At 74.7% G+C, this 19,755-nt stretch carries 17 protein-coding genes and 1 pseudogene; 14 read left to right on the top strand and 4 right to left on the bottom strand.

Features of this window, described 5'->3' with window-relative positions; translation table 11 throughout:
• Positions 1-527: 527 nt before the first annotated feature.
• From ACZ5WK_RS01580 to ACZ5WK_RS01565, 4 genes are all read left to right on the top strand, one after another.
• Positions 528-1,340, top strand: a complete 813-nt coding sequence (locus ACZ5WK_RS01580) for a leucine-rich repeat domain-containing protein (protein WP_465543849.1) — start codon at positions 528-530, stop codon at positions 1,338-1,340.
• A 300-nt stretch (positions 1,341-1,640) separates the two neighbouring features.
• Complete coding sequence (locus ACZ5WK_RS01575) at positions 1,641-2,366, top strand: dienelactone hydrolase family protein (RefSeq protein WP_465543847.1); 726 nt, start codon at positions 1,641-1,643, stop codon at positions 2,364-2,366.
• A gap of 360 nt (positions 2,367-2,726) precedes the next feature.
• Positions 2,727-3,287, top strand: a complete 561-nt coding sequence (locus ACZ5WK_RS01570; RefSeq protein WP_465543845.1) for a GNAT family N-acetyltransferase — start codon at positions 2,727-2,729, stop codon at positions 3,285-3,287.
• A 124-nt stretch (positions 3,288-3,411) separates the two neighbouring features.
• Positions 3,412-3,810: a nuclear transport factor 2 family protein gene (locus ACZ5WK_RS01565; protein ID WP_465543843.1), complete on the top strand. Its 399-nt coding sequence runs from the start codon at positions 3,412-3,414 to the stop codon at positions 3,808-3,810.
• A 107-nt stretch (positions 3,811-3,917) separates the two neighbouring features.
• Here ACZ5WK_RS01565 and ACZ5WK_RS01560 read toward each other — a convergent pair whose 3' ends face one another.
• The 3 genes from ACZ5WK_RS01560 to ACZ5WK_RS01550 form a co-directional block, all read right to left on the bottom strand.
• Positions 3,918-4,316, bottom strand: a complete 399-nt coding sequence (locus ACZ5WK_RS01560) for an Imm50 family immunity protein (protein WP_465543841.1) — start codon at positions 4,314-4,316, stop codon at positions 3,918-3,920.
• Positions 4,303-5,187: an Imm50 family immunity protein gene (locus ACZ5WK_RS01555; RefSeq protein ID WP_465543839.1), complete on the bottom strand. Its 885-nt coding sequence runs from the start codon at positions 5,185-5,187 to the stop codon at positions 4,303-4,305. The genes ACZ5WK_RS01560 and ACZ5WK_RS01555 overlap by 14 nt, the downstream gene beginning before the upstream one ends.
• Before the next feature lie 540 nt (positions 5,188-5,727).
• Positions 5,728-6,168 carry a DUF5997 family protein gene (locus ACZ5WK_RS01550; protein WP_396326127.1) on the bottom strand — a complete coding sequence of 147 codons (441 nt, stop codon included), beginning with the start codon at positions 6,166-6,168 and terminating at the stop codon, positions 5,728-5,730.
• A 57-nt stretch (positions 6,169-6,225) separates the two neighbouring features.
• Here ACZ5WK_RS01550 and ACZ5WK_RS01545 point away from each other — a divergent pair, with 57 nt between their 5' ends.
• A complete protein-coding gene (locus ACZ5WK_RS01545) occupies positions 6,226-7,089 on the top strand; it encodes a LysR family substrate-binding domain-containing protein (protein ID WP_465543836.1) in 864 nt (287 codons plus the stop codon).
• Between the two features lie 126 nt (positions 7,090-7,215).
• Complete coding sequence (locus ACZ5WK_RS01540; RefSeq protein WP_465543834.1) at positions 7,216-8,253, top strand: phosphotransferase family protein; 1,038 nt, start codon at positions 7,216-7,218, stop codon at positions 8,251-8,253.
• Between the two features lie 82 nt (positions 8,254-8,335).
• Here the strand turns inward: ACZ5WK_RS01540 and ACZ5WK_RS01535 are convergent, their stop codons facing one another.
• Entirely contained in the window at positions 8,336-9,241 is a 906-nt protein-coding gene (locus tag ACZ5WK_RS01535; protein WP_465543833.1) for a hypothetical protein, read from the bottom strand.
• Positions 9,242-9,438: 197 nt separating this feature from the next.
• On the opposite strand from ACZ5WK_RS01535, the gene ACZ5WK_RS01530 reads away from it, so the two are divergent.
• The 8 genes and pseudogenes from ACZ5WK_RS01530 (at position 9,439) to ACZ5WK_RS01495 (ending at position 19,670) form a co-directional block, all read left to right on the top strand.
• Entirely contained in the window at positions 9,439-9,714 is a 276-nt protein-coding gene (locus ACZ5WK_RS01530) for a heavy-metal-associated domain-containing protein (RefSeq protein WP_465543831.1), read from the top strand.
• Between the two features lie 211 nt (positions 9,715-9,925).
• Positions 9,926-12,169 carry a heavy metal translocating P-type ATPase gene (locus ACZ5WK_RS01525; protein ID WP_465543829.1) on the top strand — a complete coding sequence of 748 codons (2,244 nt, stop codon included), beginning with the start codon at positions 9,926-9,928 and terminating at the stop codon, positions 12,167-12,169.
• Positions 12,170-12,292: 123 nt separating this feature from the next.
• Positions 12,293-12,811 (top strand): SixA phosphatase family protein, encoded by a 519-nt coding sequence (locus ACZ5WK_RS01520; RefSeq protein ID WP_465543827.1) that lies wholly within the window; start codon positions 12,293-12,295, stop codon positions 12,809-12,811.
• A 200-nt stretch (positions 12,812-13,011) separates the two neighbouring features.
• Positions 13,012-13,394, top strand: a pseudogene (locus tag ACZ5WK_RS01515) (helix-turn-helix domain-containing protein); the annotation flags it as partial.
• A gap of 66 nt (positions 13,395-13,460) precedes the next feature.
• Positions 13,461-14,201: a Mut7-C RNAse domain-containing protein gene (locus tag ACZ5WK_RS01510; protein WP_465543825.1), complete on the top strand. Its 741-nt coding sequence runs from the start codon at positions 13,461-13,463 to the stop codon at positions 14,199-14,201.
• Positions 14,202-14,457: 256 nt separating this feature from the next.
• Positions 14,458-16,773 carry an AfsR/SARP family transcriptional regulator gene (locus tag ACZ5WK_RS01505; RefSeq protein ID WP_465543823.1) on the top strand — a complete coding sequence of 772 codons (2,316 nt, stop codon included), beginning with the start codon at positions 14,458-14,460 and terminating at the stop codon, positions 16,771-16,773.
• Between the two features lie 186 nt (positions 16,774-16,959).
• The gene (locus tag ACZ5WK_RS01500) at positions 16,960-18,102 is read left to right on the top strand and encodes a sulfite oxidase (protein ID WP_465543821.1); all 1,143 of its coding nucleotides are present in this window, start codon (positions 16,960-16,962) and stop codon (positions 18,100-18,102) included.
• Between the two features lie 5 nt (positions 18,103-18,107).
• Positions 18,108-19,670, top strand: coding sequence for an MBL fold metallo-hydrolase (locus ACZ5WK_RS01495; RefSeq protein ID WP_465543818.1), 1,563 nt, complete (start codon positions 18,108-18,110; stop codon positions 19,668-19,670).
• Positions 19,671-19,755: the final 85 nt, after the last annotated feature.

The following is a 19,755-nucleotide window of genomic DNA, read 5'->3' as shown; positions in this document are numbered from 1 at the left end:
CCAGTAGCTGTAGAGCGTCCCGTACGCCTGGGCGACACGGGCCCTGGGCGCGTCGTCAGCCATCACCGACAGCAGGACGCAGTCGACGTCCAGGCGCTCGTACTCGGCGAACACCTCCGGAAATCTGGCTTCGATGCACAGCGCGAAGCCGAACCGGAAGCCGTCCGCCTCGACGACGAGCGACTGGTGCCCGGGGAGTAAAGGAAGGAGAGCTCGGTGTGCGACAGGAACCGCTCCAGTCGCGCACCCGCTCCGGCGGCCTCGGTCATCAGGGCCCGGATCTCCTACCCGGCCGCCCGCAACGCCCCCCGGTCCGTAGGGTCTTCGGGCACCGTGCTCTGCGCGACCGCCAATCGCACTGTCCTCGCCACGCCGTGGACGGGTGGACGGTACGCCCTGCCCTGGTCTACGGCCAGGCCCCCGGCGGGCCCCGGCCCCTGGCCGTGATCATCTCAGGGTGGGCTTTTCGGGTCGAGCCGCAACCCCCAACTGATCCGGCTCACCCGCGTCTTCGTATCGTGTCCGCCATGGCGAATGAACCAGAGCTGGCATCCCACACCAACGGGCGGGGCGACACCTCGGACTCGGCCCCGGGCAGCAGCGCCTCCCGCCGAGATGTCTGCACCTGCTTCGACCAGGGCCGGGTGAGCAACCGACGGCGGGTGCGCTTCCACAATGAGCGACAGGACACATCGTCGCCGGCCTGGCAGCACCTCCTGGCGCTGATTGAGGAAGCCGCCGTGGACGGACGGGAGGTGTTTCGACCACTTGCGGAGATGAGCCCCCAAGAGCGGCGCCAGATCGTCACCCTGCCGCCGAGCATCGCCAAGCTCACCGCCGTCAAGCAGTTCAACCTCTACGGCAGCAGCCTGGTTCGGATCCCTCCGGAGATCGGCGCCATGAGCAGCCTGCAGGAATTCACGCCGTACACGTCCTATCGGCTGCACTGGTTCCCGTACGAGCTGACCAGGTGCCCGAGTTTGAAGCGCAGCACCGTGAGCACGCGCGCCCTGTTCGGCAACGAGAAGCTCCGCCCACCGTTCCCCCCGCTCCAGCCCGCCCGCGTGGTGGCCACGGACCTCGGCCTCGACGACGTCGACCCCGGAGAATGGGGTGCTGCGGCCGTTCGCAGGTGCAGCGTGTGCGACCGGTCACTGGAGGGAGCCGAGATCCACCAGGCATGGATCTCGCTGCGCGTTGCCACCGACGTCTTGCCGCTTCTGGTCAACGCCTGCTCCGCATCCTGCCTGCAGGACCTTCCCAAGCCGCCGCAGGACTATGTCCAGTCCCCGCACGCAGGTGGTCCCGGCCTTGCCCAGCCCACCGCTGACTACGCCTGACCGCCCGTCATACCGGCGAGCCGCGACTTCGCCGCCGGATGCCGGCCCGGCTCCGGCATCCTGGCCATCCGAGATCTGCGACAGAGCCGGTTTTTCAGGCACCTCGGCCAGATCCCTGGACCTCCGCGAGTTCGCGGAAACCGAAGGATCTTCAACGCTGACCCGGGGATGCAGTGCCCTGATTCTCGGGTGTGGCCTCGTGGTGGAAGCCGGCGCCGCGTTTCAGAGGCGCACCCGCGCTGTTCTGCCGGCGGTGAACACCGGCCCGACCGGGCGCGGCGATCACTACGGTCCAGTCCCATGGCGACGATTACTACGCGCACGGTCGAGTACCCTGCCGACGGCCTGACGATGATCGGGCACCTTGCGCTCCCGGCCGGTGTCGATCGCAGACCCGCGGTCCTGCTCGGACCCGAGGGGATGGGGCTCAGTGACGTCGAGCGCCGCCGGGCCGACGTACTCGCTGAGCTGGGATACGTGGCGCTGGCCTTCGACCTCCACGGCGGGCGCTATTTGGGCGACCCTGAGGAGATGCTTGCCCGTTGCATGCCGCTGCTCGCCGACCCCGACCGGATGCGGGGCATCGGCCACGCGGCGCTCGACGTGCTCCGCGCCGAGCCGCGGACCGACCCCGACCGGATCGCCGCCGTCGGCTACGGCACCGGGGGCGCGATCGCGCTGGAACTCGGGCGCGACGGCGTCGACCTGCGGGCGATCGGGACAGTCAACGCACTGACCACGGGCCGACCGGGCGAGGCGGCGCGCATTCGCTGCCCGGTGTGGGCCGGTGTCGGGTCGGAAGACCCCATCATGCCGCCCGCGCAACGGGACGCGTTCACCGCTGAGATGCAGGCCGCGGGCGTCGACTGGCGCCTCGCGCTCTACGGCGGCGCCTTACACGCCTTCCACCACCCACCGGTCGACCACACCGTGGTCCCCGGCGTCGGCTACCACCCACGGCACGCGCAGCGAGCCTGGCGCGACGTCGTCGGCCTGCTCGCCGAGTGCCTGCCTGTGACGGAGTGATCCGGCCGCTCCAGGCTCGGCCCCCGACGGCCCCCGCCGCCGGGCCGACGGTTGTCGGTGTCGAGGGTCGTCGAGCCGGAGCCGGCTGATCGCGCCGGGCTGGCCTGCGCCCTGCAGATCCTGGACGGACGGCGGGAGGCGGGCACCGCAGGACGTCGTAGGTGCCCGGGCCGATGCAGCCGGGCTCGGAGCGCCGGACCGTGGCCTCCTGCCCCGGTGGGAGCTTGTCGTAGCCCCGGGCGGCATCGGCCTTCCGGATCATCTCTGGTTGCACTCCGTCAACAATCGTTCAGGACTGGCGAGTTGTTCAACGGGTCGGCGGCCGTGGATCGTGGTCGACCGGGTCGGTATCGTCGCCGTATGCCTGAACTGATCGCGCCCACCGTCCGCCTGCAGTCCGCCTGGCTCGAAGCGCACGACGAGTGGGGGCCGGGGATCCACGAGGACGGGTTCGGGCTGTTGCCGGCCGACGAGACCGGCTCGCCGGCCGGGTTCGCGGCCTGGGTGGCGCGGCTGGCCGACGCGTCGGATCCGGCGAAGCGCGCCGAGCACGGCGGGAAGGGCTGCACCTACCGCTGGATCGTCGAGGGCGACCGGGTGCTCGGCGGGATCGCGCTGCGGCACGGGCCCGAGGGCTATGTCCCGCTGTACGGGCACATCGGCTACGGCATCCGCCCGTCCGCGCGTCGGCGTGGGCTCGCCACCTGGGCGCTGGGCCGGATGCTGGACGAGGCGCGGCAGTTGGGCATGGACCGGATACTGCTCGGCTGTGCGGTCGACAACACGGCCTCGGCGAGGACGATCACGCATCATGGCGGTGTCTTCGAGGACATCCGGGACACCAGGTTCGGCCCGGTGCAGCGGTACCGGATCACCCTCCGGCGCGCGGCGGAAGGCACTGGAGCCTCTGGGGCCCCCTGACAGCCGATCGTCCGGCCGGTTCACGGTGCCGGGCGGGCTCGTGGGTGCGCGGTGACCGTCGAGGTGGTCGGGCAGGTGCGGCAACTCCGTTCCTGCGGTGCCATTGCACTGTTACTGTCGGATCATGTCCAAGGTCGAGATTGACGCGCTGACCGCCGAGTTCTTCGGCGCATTCGACAACCGGGGCGGCAAGCCCGCCGATGTGGCCCGGCTCCGCCGGCTGCTGATTCCGGGGGGAGTGATCGTCAACACCGGGCCGGCCCTCACCGTCTACACCGTGGACGAGTTCGTCGAGCCGCGCGAAAAGCTGCTGAGCGACGGCCGGTTGGTCGAGTTCTCCGAGTGGGAGACGTCCGAGCGGACCGAGATCGTCGGCGACGTCGCGTCGCGGGTCGGCGAGTACAGCAAGTCCGGGATGATGAACGGCGAGCCCTACGAGGGCAGTGGGACGAAGGTCTTCCAGTTCGTCCGTACCGCCGAGGGCTGGCGGATCGTCGCCTTCTCCTGGTCCGACCGGCCCTGACCGGCGATGACTCGGCACGGCCCCCGGGCGGACGTCCGGTCGGGGGCCACGCGTATCGGCAACGGTGACCCGCCGGCTCGGGGTCGTCGGCTCGGGGGGGCGTTGGCTCAGAAGCCACCGGCGCGGGAGCCGGTGGGCGCGGTGGCGGTGATCGTGGCGGCGTCGAACGTCATCCGCTTGCCACTGCCGGACAGTTCGACGGAATTGGCGGTGAGGGCGATGCCGGTGAGCGGGTCCGTGCTCCAGCCGTCCACCACGAGGTTCCGCACCCCGGTGCAGAGCAGGAAGAACGTGACGGCGTTGTGCCCGGCCTCCTCCCAGGCCGCCGCCGCTCCCGCGGGGACGCCGAAGGCGAAGAAGCGCAGGGTGACGGAGGCCTCGCGCTCGTCGAGGTGCACGGTGGTCAGCGCGTAGTCCGTCAGGGGCGGTGGCGGCGTGCCCAGCACCGCGCGCACGTCCTCCGGGTCGAGCAGCGCGGCCGACCAGTCGGGGTCAGAGGGAGTCATAGAAGGGCATCCTGGTCGGCGGGGGCAGGGTCTCGTACAGGCGCTGGTCGACGCGGCCGGCGAACCGGCGTGGTGCGCTGGAGGCGTCGCCGTCCGAGGAGTTGTAGGCGCTGAGGTGCGCGGCCTGGAGTTCCTCGTAACAGCTGAAGCGGATGGCGCAGCCCTCCCCGTCGATCGAGACCCGCAGCAACCGCTGCCCGAGGCCGCCCGACCGCTGGTGCCGGACGGTCACGGTGCGGCCGCTCGGCATGCCCTGCATCCGGAGGTCCTCCTGCGGGCCGAGGATGAAGTGGAGCTGGAGCTCGAACCGGTCGCAGCCCGCCGCCCGCCAGTCGTCCGGCGCCAGGTCGGGGAAGCGGGGGAGTTCGAGGCGGCAGACGAGCGTCGGGCCGTAGACGTTGAAGTGCACCGACCGGAGGACCACATCCTCCAGGGGCGGCACCTCGGTGTACAGACCGGCCAGCGTCTCCCGGTTGTGCAGCAGCAGCTCGTCCCAGGTCGGGGTCGTGATGGTCGTGCTCCTCTCCTCCGGGGCGGTCCTGGCACACCGTAGCGCCGCGACGGGTGGCCCTGGGGTCGGCCGCCTGCCAAGTCCTGCCCGTGTGCCCCAAAGTGCCCATGGAGAAGGTGAGTCGGGTGCGAAAGCGGCCGCGCCGGGCCGGCTCCAGCCGTTTGCCGAGTCGGTCTGGAGAGACCAGGTCGGGAGACCTTCGCCGTCGGCGCCGACGGAGTCCTCGCGCACGAATACAGCGCCGACGGCGGCGCGTGGACGACGGACGGACCGGACGATGCCGGTCCCGTCGTACCACGTCACCGGCAGCCCGGGGGTGGTCCACAGCCCGGTGAACAAGGTGACCGAGGTCTGAACCACACCTACAACCTGAACGCCGGCCCCTGGGCCGGGCGGGAGTCCCTCGACACCGGCGGCCGGTGCGCCGGCACCCCGTTCGTCGGGTACGAGCCCGGGGCCAAAGCGGCCGAGGCGTGGGGACGGCGTGGACCGGGTGGACCGGGTGGAATGGTCGGGGCTGCGGGGCCTCGGAGTCTCGAAGTCTCGGGGGAGAAGCGGTCCGGGGAGGCCGGCAGGTCCGCCACGCCCGCCGGCATCCGCACGGGTGCGGCCGCGGTCGGCGCCGGCGGGAACGTCGCAGCCCCGGGAGCTTCGGCCGGTCGTGGTGCCCGGCGGGCGCGGCGCCCAGCTGCGCCCCGAGGCCGGGCAGGCCGGGCAGGTCGGCGCCTTCCCCCGTCAGGCGGATCCCCCTGCGGACGTGCGCGCCGCCGTCCCGGCCGTCGGCTCCGGAGCCCCCTGGCGGCGCCGGCAGGGTTCCGGCGGTGCCAGCGTCTCCGGGTGGTGTCGGTGCCGCCGGGCGGTGTCAGCGCGCCGGGGCGGTGCCGGTGCCGCCGGCTGGTGTCAGCGCTTCTTGGCGGGCTTGGCCTGCGGGGCCGCCTGCTTCTGCTGCTCCTTCTGCTGGTCCTTCTCCTGCTTCTCCTTGATCCGCACGGCCTCCTTGCGGACCTCGGCCTGGACGGTGCGCTCGCGCTCCAGCCAGGTGGGGTTGGACTCCTTGAGCGCGTCGATCTGCTCGGTGGTGAGGGCCTCGGTGACCCCGCCGCGGGCCAGGCCGGAGACGGAGATGCCGAGCTTGGCCGCGACGACCGGGCGCGGGTGCGGGCCGTTGCGGCGCAGGTCCTGGAGCCACTGCGGCGGCTCGGCCTGCAGGGCGTTCAGCTCCTCGCGGGAGACCACGCCCTCCTGGAAGTCGGCGGGGGCGGCGTCGAGGTAGATGCCCAGTTTCTTGGCCGCCGTGGCCGGCTTCATGGTCTGGGTGGTCTTCGGCTTGAGCGATGTCATGGTCACTAGGGTAAGCGAGTGAGTGGCGGCCCCGATCACGGTCGGTAGCCTTGCTGCGTGACAGAGATGCAGGCGAACCCCTCGTTCCGGCTGGTGTATGTTCCCGGCGTGACGCCCGGTAAGTGGGTGCGCGTCTGGGAGCAGCGGCTGCCCGACGTCCCGCTCACCCTGGTCGCGGTGCCGGTGGAGGAGGGCGAGCCGACGCTGCTGGGCGGCGGTGCGGACGCCGGGCTGGTCCGCCTCCCGGTCGACCGGGACAGCCTCAGCGCGATCCCCCTCTACACCGAGACCACCGTGGTCGTCTTCCCGAAGGACCACTGGCTGGCGGCGGCCGAGGAGGTGCCGCTCGCGGACCTTGCCGACGAGGTGGTCTTCCACCCGATGGACGACTCCCTCGGCTGGCAGACCCTCCCCGGGCGGCCCGCGATCGAGCGCCCGGCGACGACGGGGGACGCGATCGAGCTGGTCGCGGCGAACGTCGGTGTCCTGCTCGTGCCGCAGTCGCTCGCCCGGCTGCACCACCGCCGGGACCTCACCTACCGCCCGGTTCCGGACGCGCCGCAGTCGCAGGTGGTGCTCTCCTGGCTGCAGGACAGGACGACCGACCTGGTGGAGGAGTTCATCGGCATCGTCCGAGGCCGGACGGTCAACAGTTCGCGTGGCCGGGCCGGCGCAGCGCAGCCCGAGGAGAAGCCCGCCCCGGCGGCCGGGCGCCCGCGCGGCGGCTCGGGCAAGCCGGCCGGCGGCAAGTCGACGGGTGCGAAGCCGACGGGTGGCAAGGCGGCGGGCGGCCGGGCGACGGGTGGCAAGGCGGCGGGCGGGAAGTCCGCCGGCGGCCGGTCGGGCACCGGCAGGCCGGGCACCGGAAAGGCGTCGGGCGGCAAGTCCGGCGGCGCCCGCCGGGGCCGCCCGGGTCGGTAGGCGGTTCCCGGCCATCGCGAGCCTGGTCCGTCCTGAGTCCGGCACTCCTGAGTCGGGCACGTCCTGAGCCCGGTACGCCCTGACCCGGGCACGTCCTGAGCCTGGTACGCCCTAGGCTGGCGGGCCATGAGCGAATTAGTGACTCAGGGCAGCGGGCAACGCGACCAGGCCGCCACCTGGGCGTGGGTCGAGGGGCAGCTGGCGGACGGCAGCAGGGTGGCCGGGAGCACCCGGCTGCGGGGCGGATCCACTTCGCAGATGCGCCGGATGCGGATCGAAGGGCCGTGTGGGGTAGGGGAGTTGGTGCTCCGTTCGTTCGTCGAGCCGTTCTACCTCCGGCATGCCGAAGGCCTGCTCACCCGGGAGGCCGACATCCTCACCCTGCTCCGCGCGGACGGCACCGGAGTGCCGGTGGCAGGGCTCCGCGGGGTGGACGCGACGGGGGAGTTCTGCGCGTACCCGTCGCTGCTGATGACACTGCTGCCGGGCACCGTCCGGGTGGACGGGGAGGAGCTGGACGAGCGCTGCCGGCTGCTGGCCGAGCAGCTGGTCCGGATCCACCGCGTCGACGTGCCGGTGCATGCTCGGCCGCGGGCGTACCAGGCGTGGGTGACCGCGGAGGGTGTGCGGCGTCCGGCGGAGAGCGCGCGCCCGGAGGTGTGGGACCGGGCCGCCGGGGTCATCCGCCGGCCGCCCCCGCCGTTCCCGGGCCGCTTCCTGCACCGGGACTACCACCCGGGCAACGTGCTCTTCGGCGGAGGTGGCGGCGGCGGCGACGGTGGAGGTGGCGCCGAGGGCGGTGGGAGCGGCGAGGGCGGCCGTGACGCGGGCGGGCTGAGGATCACCGGCGTGGTGGACTGGGTGGAGACCTCATGGGGCCCCGCCGACCTGGACGTCGCGCACTGCTCCACGGCGCTGGCCCTGCTGTACGGGGTGCCGGTCGGGATGGGGTTCGCCGACCGCTACCTGGCGGCCGGCGGTGCCTTGACCGAGGATCCGTCCGACCACCTGTACTGGCGCCTGCTCGACGCCCTGGCCTTCGCACCGGACGCGGAGAAGGTCGGGGTGAGCTGGCGTGAGCTCGGCCGCGCGGACCTGACCCCCGCACTGCTGGCCGAACGGCTGGAGGACTACGTCGAGGAGTTGCTGAAGCGCTACGGCTGAGGCGCGTGAGGCGCGTCAGGCGCGTGAGGCTGAGGCGCTTGAGGCACGCGAGGCGCTGCGGTCGCTCGGCGCCGGTGGCCGCTCAGTGCCGGTGGGCGTCGGCCTCGGTGGGCGCGTCGCCACCCGGGGTGGTGACGGTGAAGGCCGCGGTGCGGACGGTGTCCCCGTGCCGGAAGTCGAGGAAGAGGCGGTAGGCGCCCGGGCTGGGTGCGGTCGCGGTGAAGGCGACCTCCGGCCCGGGCGTCGTGCTCTCCGGGTGGACGTGGAGGTAGGCGAGGTCGCCGGCGCGCAGTGCGACCAGGTGGCCGTAGGCGCCGAGGTAGGGCTGGAGGTCGGTGACGGGGCGACCGTCCCGGGTGACGGTGAGGGTGAGCCGGGCGGGCCGGCCGGGGGTGAGGTCGCCGCCGAGGGTGACGGTGTAGCCGTCGACGGTGACACTGCGGCCCGTCTCCGGCAGGGGTGCGGGGCGCAGGTCGCCGGCCGCGTGGAGATCGGCGCCGAGGGTGAGCCCCTCGGCCGCGCCGGCCGGAGTGAAGTCGGCGAAGACCCGGTACTCGCCCGCGGTGGGGAGGACGGCCGCCGCGCTCCAGGTGCCGTCGGCGGCCCGGGTCGGGTGCAGGTGCTGAAAGCTCGTGAGGTCGCGCGGGGCGACGATCAGGTGCAGCTCCTTCTCGTGCGCCGGGCGGTAGTCGGTGACCGGGCGGCCGTCCGCTCCGAGGATGCGGAACCGCAGGCCGGTGGGGGTGGCGCTGGCGGTGACGAACGGGTCGTCGACGCTGAGCGTGTAGCCGCGTTCCGAGACCTGGAGCCCGCCGGGCAGGTGCTCGGCGGCGTTCGCCGCCTCCGGGGTGTGGCCCGCATGCGCGCCGGCGGTGGTGGAGGCGGTCGGGCGCGGGCCTGTGCCGGTGGCGTGGCCGACCCCGTACGCGGCGCCGAACGCGGTGGTGAGGCCGGTGGCGAAGGCGGCGATCTTCAGCGCGGTGTTCATGGCGTGCTCCTTCGGTGGTGATCGGCTCCTCGGGCGGGGCTCCGAGATCTGGAGTAGATACCCCCTGGGGGTATTGAGTCAAGGAGCTTCGACGAGCGGGGAGAGGTTGCGCTCGATACCCCCCATGGGTATAAACGAAGCACGCACCGACCGATACCCCCACCGGGTATCCAAGGCCGAATCCACCGGAGGAACCCATGTCCTGCTGCTCCACCGACGGCACCTGCTCCACCACCGCCACCATCGAGACGGCGCTCGCCGCCGTCACGACCGTCTTCGCGGTCGCCGGGATGACCTGCGGCCACTGCGAGCAGGCCGTCGGCAAGGCGGTCTCCGCCCTGGCCGGCGTCACCGCCGTGCGCGTGGACGTCACGGCCGGCCTGGTCACCGTCTCCGCCGAGGCCGAGCCGGACGAAGAGGCCCTGCGCGCCGCCATCGACGACGCGGGCTACGAGCTGACCGGCCGCGCCTGACCGGCGCTGTTCGATCCGCCCCGGCGGCCGGGGCCCGGACATCCCCCCCCCGCACGACCCCCTGGGGGTATCCGGACCCCGGCAGCCGGGGCCCGGGCATCCCCCCCCCGCACAACCCCCTGGGGGTATCCGGACCCCGGTCCGGGCCCCGGACTCGGCCCCGGGCCCCGGCCCCGGACCCACCCTGATCCACGACCCACGAGGAGCCCAGATGACCACCCAGGCACCCGCCTCCACCGAGGTGGAACTCCAGATCGGCGGCATGACCTGCGCCTCGTGCGCCGCCCGGATCGAGAAGAAGCTCAACCGCATGGACGGCGTCGAGGCCACCGTCAACTACGCCACCGAGAAGGCCCGGGTCGTCGTCGCGGACGGCGTCGAGGTCGCCGACCTGATCGCCACCGTCGAGGCCACCGGCTACACCGCCGCCCTGCCGAAGCCCGCGGTCGCCGGACCCTCCGGCGACGTCCCTGAGGAGCCGGACGAACTCGCCCCGCTGCGGCAGCGGTTGATCACCGCGCTCGCCCTCGCCGTCCCCGTCGTCGCGATGGCCATGGTGCCGGCGCTGCAGTTCGACAACTGGCAGTGGCTCTCGCTCACCCTCGCCGCGCCCGTCGTCACCTACGCCGCCTGGCCGTTCCACCGCGCCGCCTGGACCAACGCCCGGCACGGCGCCGCGACCATGGACACCCTGGTCTCGCTCGGCACCGGCGCCGCGTTCCTCTGGTCGCTCTGGGCGCTGTTCCTCGGTCACGCCGGAATGCCCGGCATGCGGCACGGCTTCGAGTTCACCATCGCCCGCAGCGACGGCTCGTCCAACATCTACCTGGAGGCCGCGGCCGGCGTCACCGCGTTCATCCTGGCCGGCCGCTACTTCGAGGCGCGGTCCAAGCGCACCGCCGGCGCCGCCCTGAAGGCGCTGCTCCAACTCGGCGCCAAGGACGTCACCGTGCTGCGCGGCGGCGCCGAGGTCCGCATCCCGACCGGTGAACTCGCCGCCGGCGAGCTGTTCGTGGTCCGCCCGGGCGAGAAGATCGCCACCGACGGCGTGGTCGAACAGGGCGCCTCCGCCGTGGACGCCTCGATGCTGACCGGTGAGTCCGTGCCGGTCGAGGTCGCGGTGGGCGACGCCGTCACCGGCGCCACCGTCAACGCCGGCGGCCGGCTCGTGGTCCGCGCCACCCGCGTCGGCGCCGACACCCAACTCGCCCGGATGGCCAAGCTGGTGGAGGACGCGCAGAACGGCAAGGCAGCGGCCCAGCGGCTCGCCGACCGGATCTCCGCCGTCTTCGTCCCGATCGTCATCACCCTGGCCCTCACCACCCTCGGCTACTGGCTCGGCACCGGCGAGGGCTGGAGCGCCGCCTTCACCGCCGCCGTCGCCGTGCTGATCATCGCCTGCCCGTGCGCCCTGGGCCTGGCCACCCCGACCGCCCTGCTGGTCGGCACCGGGCGCGGCGCCCAGCTCGGCATCCTGATCAAGGGCCCGGAGGTGCTGGAGTCGACCCGTCGGGTGGACACCGTCGTCCTGGACAAGACCGGCACCGTCACCACCGGCCGGATGACCCTGCTCGCCGTCCACACCGCCGAGGGCACCACCGAGACCGAGGCGCTGCGCCTGGCCGGCGCCCTGGAGCACGCCTCCGAGCACCCGATCGCCCGCGCCGTCGCCACGGCCGCCGCCGACCGGACGGGCGAACTGCCCGGCGTGGAGGGCTTCGAGAACGTCCCCGGCCTCGGCGTCCAGGGCGTGGTGGACGGGCACGCCGTCCTGGTCGGCCGCGAGCAGCTGCTCGCCGACTGGTCGCAGTACCTGCCGGCCCGGCTCGCCGAGGCCAAGCGCACGGCCGAGGCCGCCGGCCGCACCGTCGTCGCCGTCGGCTGGGACGGCGAAGCCCGCGCCGTCCTGGAGGTCGCCGACGCCGTCAAGCCCACCAGTGCCGAGGCCATCGCCCGGCTGCGCGCCCTCGGGCTGACCCCGATGCTGCTCACCGGCGACAACGCCGCCGTGGCCCAGGCGGTGGCGGCCGAGGTCGGCATCAGGCCGGACGACGTGATCGCCGAGGTGCTGCCCCAGGACAAGGTCGCCACCGTGCAGCGCCTCCAGGCCGAGGGCCGGGTCGTGGCCATGGTCGGCGACGGCGTCAACGACGCGGCCGCCCTCGCCCAGGCCGACCTGGGCCTGGCCATGGGCACCGGCACCGACGCCGCCATCGAGGCCGGCGACCTCACCCTCGTCCGCGGAGACCTGCTCGCCGCCGCCGACGCCATCAGGCTCTCCCGCCGGACCCTGGCCACCATCAAGGGCAACCTCTTCTGGGCCTTCGGCTACAACGTGGCGGCGATCCCACTGGCCGCCGCGGGCCTGCTCAACCCGATGATCGCGGGGGCGGCGATGGCCTTCTCCTCGGTCTTCGTGGTCGGCAACAGCCTGCGCCTGCGCACCTTCCGCTGACTCCCCGTCCGCCGTCCGTCCCTCACTCCTTCGAGTGAGGGACGGATGTCATGTCCGAGGCCCGGTCGACGGGTGGCTAGCGTCGGCCGGGTACCGATGTCCCGCATGGAGGAGGAGACCGTCGTGAGCAGCGAACCGACCCGCAGGATCGTCGTGGTCCGGCACGCCAAGGCCGAGTGGAGCGACGCCGACGACCACGAGCGCCCGCTGGCCGAGCGGGGCCGCAAGGACGCTCCCGTCGCAGGCCGGTGGCTCGCCGGTACGGGCATCGTGCCGGACCTCGCACTCGTCTCCACCTCGGCGCGCACACGGGAGACCTGGAAGCTGATCGTCCCCGAGTTGCCCCAGCGGCCCAGGACGGTCTTCGAGGACCGGCTCTACGAGGCGAGCCTCGGGGAACTGATCGCGGTTCTCAACGAGACGTCCGACGAGGTGGCCGACCTGCTGCTGGTCGGCCACAACCCCGGTGTCCACGCCCTCGCCGACGCCCTCGCCGGCGAGGCCGAGGCCGACCTGCTGCCCCGGATGAACCGCTCCGGGTTCCCGACCTCCGCCATCGCGGTGCTCACCTTCACCGGTTCGTGGAAGGGCCTCGAACACGGCGCCGCCCGGCTCGTCGCCTTCTGGGCGCCCCACGCCTGACCTTGGCCACCACACCCGTCCGTCCCAGGCCCACGCCCCGGCGGGGAGTCGGGGCCGGCCTGGTAGGGGGCTGCGGCCGGTGCACCGGAGGAGGGTCTCCGCGGGGGCGTGGGTGAGGTCGCCGGCCTCGGTGGGGGCGTCGGGGAGGAGACGGGCGGCGCTGGTGGCGGAGCTGCGGCGCGCGGGGCGGGCAGGGGCGGGCGGGGGCGCGCATGGGGTCGCTCTGCACCGGCGCGTTCGCGCTCGCCGCCGCCGGCATCCCGGACGGGCGCCGGGCGACCGCGCAGTCGTCCTCCCGCGCACGGGCCAGGCGGGCAGGCACAGTTCGGGGACCCCAGCGGCACCACCCTGCTGCAGTGGCTGCTCAACCAGCGGTTCGCCTGCGCCCAGGTGCTGCTGGGAGGCGACCGACCTGCCCGTCGAGCAGGTCGGCGAGCGCAGCGGCCTCGGCATCGCCACCAACCTGCGCCACCAACCTGCGCCACCAACCTGCGCCACCAATCTGCGCCGCCACCTCACCGCCCCGGTCGGGGTGACACCGACCGACTACCGGTGTGCCTTCGCGGCGCGGGCGGCCGTGGGCGGCCGACAGCACCGGGACGGGGAAAAACGCTGGCCGCCGTCGGCCGGCCGCTGGCATGCTGGCCGGGTGGAGAGACCGGAGATCTGGCTCAGTTTCGCGCCCGAGCTGCACGTCTTCGTCGCCTCGGCGCGGCGGGGGGCGCCCACGGCGCTGCGTGCGGACGGGGCCTCGACGCTCGGGCATGTGGTGGAGTCGCTCGGCGTCCCGCTCACCGAGGTCGGCGCGCTGGTCGCGGACGGGCGGCCGGTGGGCGTCGCACACGTCCCCGCCGACGGGGAGCGGATCTCCGTCGAGGCCGTACCCAGGCCGCAGCCTTCGCCCGCCCCGGTCCGGTTCCTGCTCGACGTCCACCTCGGCACGCTCACGCGCCGGTTGCGGCTGCTGGGCATCGACGCCGCCTACGAGAACCCGGACATCGGCGACGCCGCGCTCGCCGCCCGCTCGGCCGCCGAGCAGCGCGTCATGCTCTCGCGCGACCGAGGCCTGCTGCGGCGCCGCGAACTCTGGGCCGGCGCCTACGTCTACAGCCACCGCCCCGCGGAACAGCTGCGGGACGTCCTGTCCCGGTTCGCGCCGCCGCTCGCCCCCTGGAGCCGGTGCACCACCTGCAACGGGACGCTGCGCAGCGTCACCAAGACGTCCGTGCAGGACCAGCTCCGGGACGGCACCGAGCGCTCCTACGACGCGTTCGCCCAGTGCACCGAGTGCGGCCAGGCCTACTGGCGGGGTGCCCACCACGCCAGCCTGGACGCCATCGTGGCCGACGCCGTCCGCGAGTTCGGCAGCCAGGCGCTCTCCGGGGCGTGAGGGGGAGGGTGTGTGCGGTGTGAGGGGGATGGCCTGAGGCCTGCGCGGCGCGTGACGTGGAGGGCATGAGGGCCCCGTGCACGGTGTGCGGCGTAGGCCGCGCGGAGTTGTGCCGCGAGGGTGCCGCGGGGGCTGCCGCGCGGGTGGCGCGTTCCCGTGGGTGGCGCGTTCCCGCGGGTCTCGCGGGCTTCCCGGACTCGCCGGTGGGCCGCTGTCGACGTAGGTTCGTAGTGTCCGAACGGAAGGCGTCCGGCGCATGCTCGAACTGCGTATCCGCCTCCTCGGCGGTTTCCGGGTACGGGTGGGCCCGCGCGAGATCGCCGCCGACGCCTGGCGCCTGCGGAAGCCCCGGACCCTCGTGAAGCTGCTCGCGCTCGCCCCAGGCCACCGGCTGCACCGGTCGCAGGTGCTCGCTGCGCTCTGGCCCGAGGTGCCGCCCGAGGCCGGCGCCGGCCTGCTGCGCACGGCCGTGCACGAGGCCCGGCACACCCTCGACCCGGACGCGGCCGCCGGCCGGTGCCACCTGGAGTCGGGCGAGAGCCTCGCCCTGCACGGCGGACCGCTGCGGGTCGACGTCCAGGAGTTCGAGCAGGCCGCGCTGCACGCCCGCCGAAGCCGCGACCCCGACGCGTACGAGCGGGCCGTCGCCCGGTACGGCGGGGACCTGCTGCCCGAGGACCGGTACGAGGAATGGGCGGTCGAACGCGAACAGGCCCTGCACGCGGAGTACCTGGCGCTCCTGGTCGAGCTCGGCGCGCTCCGCGAGGCGCGCGCCGACCTGGACGGCGCCGCAGCCGTACTGCGCCGCGCGGTGGCCGCAGACCCGTTGCACGAGGAGGCGTCACCGGCGCTGATCCGGGTCTACGCGCTGGCCGGGCGCCGGCACGAGGCGCTGCACGAGTACGACCGGCTTTCGGCCGCGCTGGACCACGCCTCGGACGGCGCCGAGGGGCCGGGGCCCGCCGCCCAGCGGCTCCGCGAACAGGTCCGGACCGGCGGCGACGTCCGGGCCGAACTCGCCGGCGAACTCTGGGAACACGTCGGGGACCAGCGGATGGCGGCCGGCGACACCGCCGGCGCCGCGGCCGCGTACGGCTCCGCCCTCGACCCGGGCGTGGTGGACCTGCCGGCCTCGCCGGGCGTCCTCACCGGGCGGGCGGCCGACGGCACCGGCCTGCGAGCGGTCCGGCTGCACCGCAAGGCGGCCACCGCCCACCTGGCCGGAGAAGCCCCGGTCATGGCCCTCTCGGCCGGAGAAGCCCCGGCCACCGCCCACCTGGCCGGAGAAGCCGCGACCGCGGCTGAACCGCACCTGGCGGGAGTAGCCGCGGCCGAACCGCACCTGGCCGCCGCCGAGACCGCGCTCGCCGAGGCCGGCGGCGACCCTGCCGAGACCGGCCGGCTGCTCAGCGCCCGTGCCGACTGGCTCCGGGCGTCCGGCCGTTACGAGGAGGCCCAGCGAGCGGCCGAGGCCGGCCTGACCCTCGCCCGGGACCACGGCACCGCCGACGACCTGACCGCCGCCCACGAGGCGCTCGCCACCGTCCACCACCTCCGCGGCGACTGGCCGGAGGGTTTGCGGAGCGAGATCGACCGATTCGGCGCCGCCGCTGACGAGGACGCCCGCCTCGCCCGGATCTTCGACATCCACTGCTGTCTGAGCCAGTACCACCTCTACGGGGACGGGCTCAGCGACAGCGTCGAGGAGTACGCCCGCCACACCCTCGACCTGGCGATCGCCCGCGGTGCGCGCCGGGCGGAGGCCTTCGCCTGGTGCCTGCTCGGCGAGTCGTTGCTGCTGCGCGGGCGCTGGGACGAGGCGCCCGGCTGCCTCGAACGCAGCGCCCACCTGCACGAGGAGCTCGGCGGCCGAGGCGGCGCCCTGCCCTGGCAGCGGCTCGCCGAATACGCGGCCGGGCGCGGCGACAGCGCCGAAGCGGCGGCCTGCCTGCGACAGGGCATGGCCGTCGCCGTCGCTTCCCCGTCGGCCCGGCACGCCGTCGGGCGGCTCCATGCGACCGCCGCACTGGACGCCGTCGAGCGCGGCGAACCCGGCGAGGCCGTCCGCGCGGCGCTGGCCGCCGCGGCCTCCGCGGCCCGGCACGGCGAGTGTCCGACCTGCACGGCGCTGCTCCACCCGGTGGCGGCGGAGGCGTTCGCGGCCCTGGGCGACGCCGACGGCGCGGCCGAACACGCCGAGGCGGCGCGGCGGGTGGCGGCCCCGTCCGACAGTTCGGCCTGGCGCGCGATGGCGCAGTCGGCGCTCGGCTCGCTGGCCTCGGCCCGGGATGACCCGGAGGGCGCCCGGGCCCACCACGTGGCGGCGGCCGGGCTGTACGGCCGGGCGCGACAGCCGTACTGGGCCGCGCGGGCCAAGGCCCAGGCGGCGGCGGTGGCCGTCGGGGCGGGCACGGGCGAGGCGGACCGGCGGCTCCGGGCGGAGGCGGCGGCGCTGTTCGAGACGCTCGGCGCCCGCCGCGCCCTGGCCCGGGTGCGGGAGTCGGGCCAGGTGGCGGGGCAGGTGGCGGGGCAGCCGGCTGGGCGGGTGGCGGTAGGGGGTGAGCCGGGGTGAGGGCGGCCGCAGCGCGTTGTGGCGGCCCGGGCGATCCGTGGCTGCCCGCGGGCGGCGCGTCGCCACGGCGGAGCGCCACTGGCGGCCGGCCGCCATGGCCGATGCCCGCCATGGCCGATGCCCGCCATGGCCGATGGGCGCGGTAGGTGAACGGGCACGAGGGACACATACAGGTGGTGAGCCGGGATGACGACGACAGCCCGCAACGGGACGACCGCCCCGCACTGGGCGCCCGAGACGGTCAGCGCCGAGCCGTACAACGCCCAGACGCCGGCGGCGGCGCTGGCCGAGCCGCTCACGCCCACCGGAGCGTTCTTCGTCCGTGACCACTTCGGGGTGCCGCACCTGCGCCGGGCCGGCTGGCGGTTGCGGGTGGGCGGGCTGGTGGACGCCGAACTCGACCTCGGTTACGAGGAGTTGCGCGCACTGCCGGTGCGCGAGCTGGACATGGTGGTGGAGTGCGCCGGGAACGGCCGCAGCCTGATGGAGCCGCGCCCACCCGGCCTGCCGTGGGGGCAGCGGGCGGTCGGGTGCGCCCGGTTCGCCGGGGTGCCGCTGAGGGCGGTGCTGGAGCGTGCCGGGCTGCGGCCGGGGGCGGTGGAGCTGGTGTTCACCGGGGCGGACGAGGGCGCGTTGCACGGCCGCCGCACCGCCTTCGAACGGAGCCTTCCGGCCGGCCTCGCCCTGCACCCCGACACCGTGCTCGCCACGCACATGAACGGCGCCCCGCTCACCCCCGGCCACGGCGCGCCCGTCCGGCTGCTGGTGCCCGGCCGGTACGGGGTGGCGGACGTCAAGTGGCTGGTCGGGGTGCGGGCGGTGGCGCGGCCGTTCGCCGGCCCGTTCCAGGCCGAGGAGTACGTCTACCGGGGCTCGCGCGGCGTCCGCGGCGGCACACCCGAGGGGCCGGTCGGGGAGATCCGGGTGAAGTCGCTGATCACCGGCCCGGCGCCGGGGGCCCGGCTGCCGCTGGGCCTGCCCTGCACGGTGCGCGGGCGGGCCTGGTCGGGCGGGGTGCCGGTGCGCCGGGTGGAGGTGCGGGTCGGCAGCGCCGGGTGGCGGCCGGCCGAGCTGGCCCCAGCCCGGGGCCCGTACGCCTGGGCGGAGTGGACGTACCGGTGGACGCCGCGGCTGCCGGGGCCCCGGCTGCTGCTGGTGCGGGCGACCGATGCCGAGGGACGCACCCAGCCCCTGCGGGCGCCCTGGAACGAGCAGGGGTACGGGTGCAATCCGGTGGCCGGGGTGGAGGTCGTGGTGGTCACGGCCGCCACCGCCGGCGGGCCGGACCGCGGACGGGAGCGGCCCGGGGACGGGCCGGGCGGAGGCTGAGGGCCATGGGCGGCGACCCCGGTACGAGGAGCGGCAGCGGCGGGAACACCATCGAACCCGTCACCACCGCTGCCCTCGGCGACACCAGCTACCTCCTGACCTCCGGTGACGAGGCCCTGGTGGTGGACCCGCAGCGGGACTGCTGGCCGCTGCTCGCCTCCTGCACGGCGCGCGGGCTGCGGATCAGGTACGTCCTGGAGACCCACGTCCACAACGACTACCTCTCCGGCGCCCTGGAGGTGCGGGCCGTGACCGGGGCGACGGTGGCGGGGCCGGCCCGGGCCGGGTACGGGTTCGACCACCTGCCGCTGGCCGAGGGCGACGAGCTCACCCTCGGCGGGCTGCGCGTCCAGGCGCTGGAGACGCCCGGCCACACGGCCGAGCACACCGCCTACCTGGTGCTGGACGGTGGTCAGGGCCCGGGCGAGGGGCGCCCGGCGGCGGTGTTCACCGGCGGCAGCCTGCTGGTCGGCAGCGCCGGCCGGACCGACCTCTCCGGCGCTGCCCGGACGGAGCAACTGGCCCGCGCCCAGTACCGCTCGCTCCGGCGGCTCGCCCAACTGCCCCCCGACACCCGGGTGCTGCCCACGCACGGGGCCGGCAGCTCCTGCTCGATCGGCGCGGCGGCCGGCGAGCGGACCAGCACGGTCGGCGACCAGCGGCTCGCCAACCCGGCGCTGCTGGCCGGCGACGAGGACGCGTTCGTGGCCGCCCGCCTGCTCGGTCTGCCGCCCGCGCCCGCCTACTACCGGCGGATGGGGCCGCTGAACCGGGCCGGCCCGGCCGTCCTCGGCGGCCCGCCCGGGTTGTTGCCACTGACCCCGGAGGAGGTCCAACAGGCCCTCTGGCGTGACGCGTTGGTGGTCGACGCGCGGGACCGCCGGGCGTTCGCCGACGCCCACCTGCCGGGCTCGCTCGGTGACGAGCTGGACGGCTCCTTCGCGGCCCTGGTCGGCGAGGTGGTGCCGTTCGGCACGCCGCTGGTCCTGGTGCTGCCGGAGCCGCTCGCCGACGCCGCCCGCGAAGCCGTCCTGCAGTTGCTGCGGATCGGCTATGACGCCTGGCTGGTAGGGGAGTTGGACGGCGGGGTGGAACGCTGGCGGGCAAGCGGGCGACCGCTCGCCACGATCCGGACGGCCGACGTCTCCGAGGTGCGCGGAGCCCTCGCGCGCGGATCTCCCGGGCTTCCTGGGTCTTCCGGGCTTCCGGGGCCTTCCGGCTCGCGCGGGCCTGACGGGCGTGACGGGCGTGGAGGGTATGACGTGCCTGGCGGGCGTGACGGGCGTGGAGGGTATGACGTGCCTGGCGGGCCGGAGGGCGGGCGACCGGTCCAGGTGCTCGACGTGCGACCTGCCGCCGATCCACCGGTGCCCGGCGCCCTCGCCATCCCGCTCACCGAACTGCCCGACCGGATCGGCACGTTGCCGCCCGGCCGGGAGTACTGGACGGTCTGCGGTCGGGGCCGCCGGGCCACCGTCGCGGCCAGCCTGCTGGCTGCCGCGGGCATCCCCGTGACGGCCGTGGTCAGCGGCGGCGCCCAGGACCTGGTGGACGAACTCCGGCGGTGAGCCCGCCGGGCGCGCGCCGGCCGGTGCACTCCGGTTGGAGCCCGCCGGCGGGTTCGTGCGCTCCGGCCGGCCGCCCACCGGCCCG

Source organism: Kitasatospora sp. NPDC032757 (assembly GCF_055579305.1).
The sequence above is the reverse complement of the archived record's forward strand: the minus strand, read 5'-3'. Positions and strand labels throughout refer to the sequence as shown.

Coding starts and splice junctions, on each gene's coding strand:
- ACZ5WK_RS01580 (WP_465543849.1), top strand. CDS start 528: ATGGCGAATGAACCAGAGCTGGCATCCCACACCAACGGGCGGGGCGAC.
- ACZ5WK_RS01575 (WP_465543847.1), top strand. CDS start 1,641: ATGGCGACGATTACTACGCGCACGGTCGAGTACCCTGCCGACGGCCTG.
- ACZ5WK_RS01570 (WP_465543845.1), top strand. CDS start 2,727: ATGCCTGAACTGATCGCGCCCACCGTCCGCCTGCAGTCCGCCTGGCTC.
- ACZ5WK_RS01565 (WP_465543843.1), top strand. CDS start 3,412: ATGTCCAAGGTCGAGATTGACGCGCTGACCGCCGAGTTCTTCGGCGCA.
- ACZ5WK_RS01560 (WP_465543841.1), bottom strand. CDS start 4,316: ATGACTCCCTCTGACCCCGACTGGTCGGCCGCGCTGCTCGACCCGGAG.
- ACZ5WK_RS01550 (WP_396326127.1), bottom strand. CDS start 6,168: ATGACATCGCTCAAGCCGAAGACCACCCAGACCATGAAGCCGGCCACG.
- ACZ5WK_RS01540 (WP_465543834.1), top strand. CDS start 7,216: ATGAGCGAATTAGTGACTCAGGGCAGCGGGCAACGCGACCAGGCCGCC.
- ACZ5WK_RS01535 (WP_465543833.1), bottom strand. CDS start 9,241: ATGAACACCGCGCTGAAGATCGCCGCCTTCGCCACCGGCCTCACCACC.
- ACZ5WK_RS01530 (WP_465543831.1), top strand. CDS start 9,439: ATGTCCTGCTGCTCCACCGACGGCACCTGCTCCACCACCGCCACCATC.
- ACZ5WK_RS01525 (WP_465543829.1), top strand. CDS start 9,926: ATGACCACCCAGGCACCCGCCTCCACCGAGGTGGAACTCCAGATCGGC.
- ACZ5WK_RS01505 (WP_465543823.1), top strand. CDS start 14,458: ATGCTCGAACTGCGTATCCGCCTCCTCGGCGGTTTCCGGGTACGGGTG.
- ACZ5WK_RS01500 (WP_465543821.1), top strand. CDS start 16,960: ATGACGACGACAGCCCGCAACGGGACGACCGCCCCGCACTGGGCGCCC.
- ACZ5WK_RS01495 (WP_465543818.1), top strand. CDS start 18,108: ATGGGCGGCGACCCCGGTACGAGGAGCGGCAGCGGCGGGAACACCATC.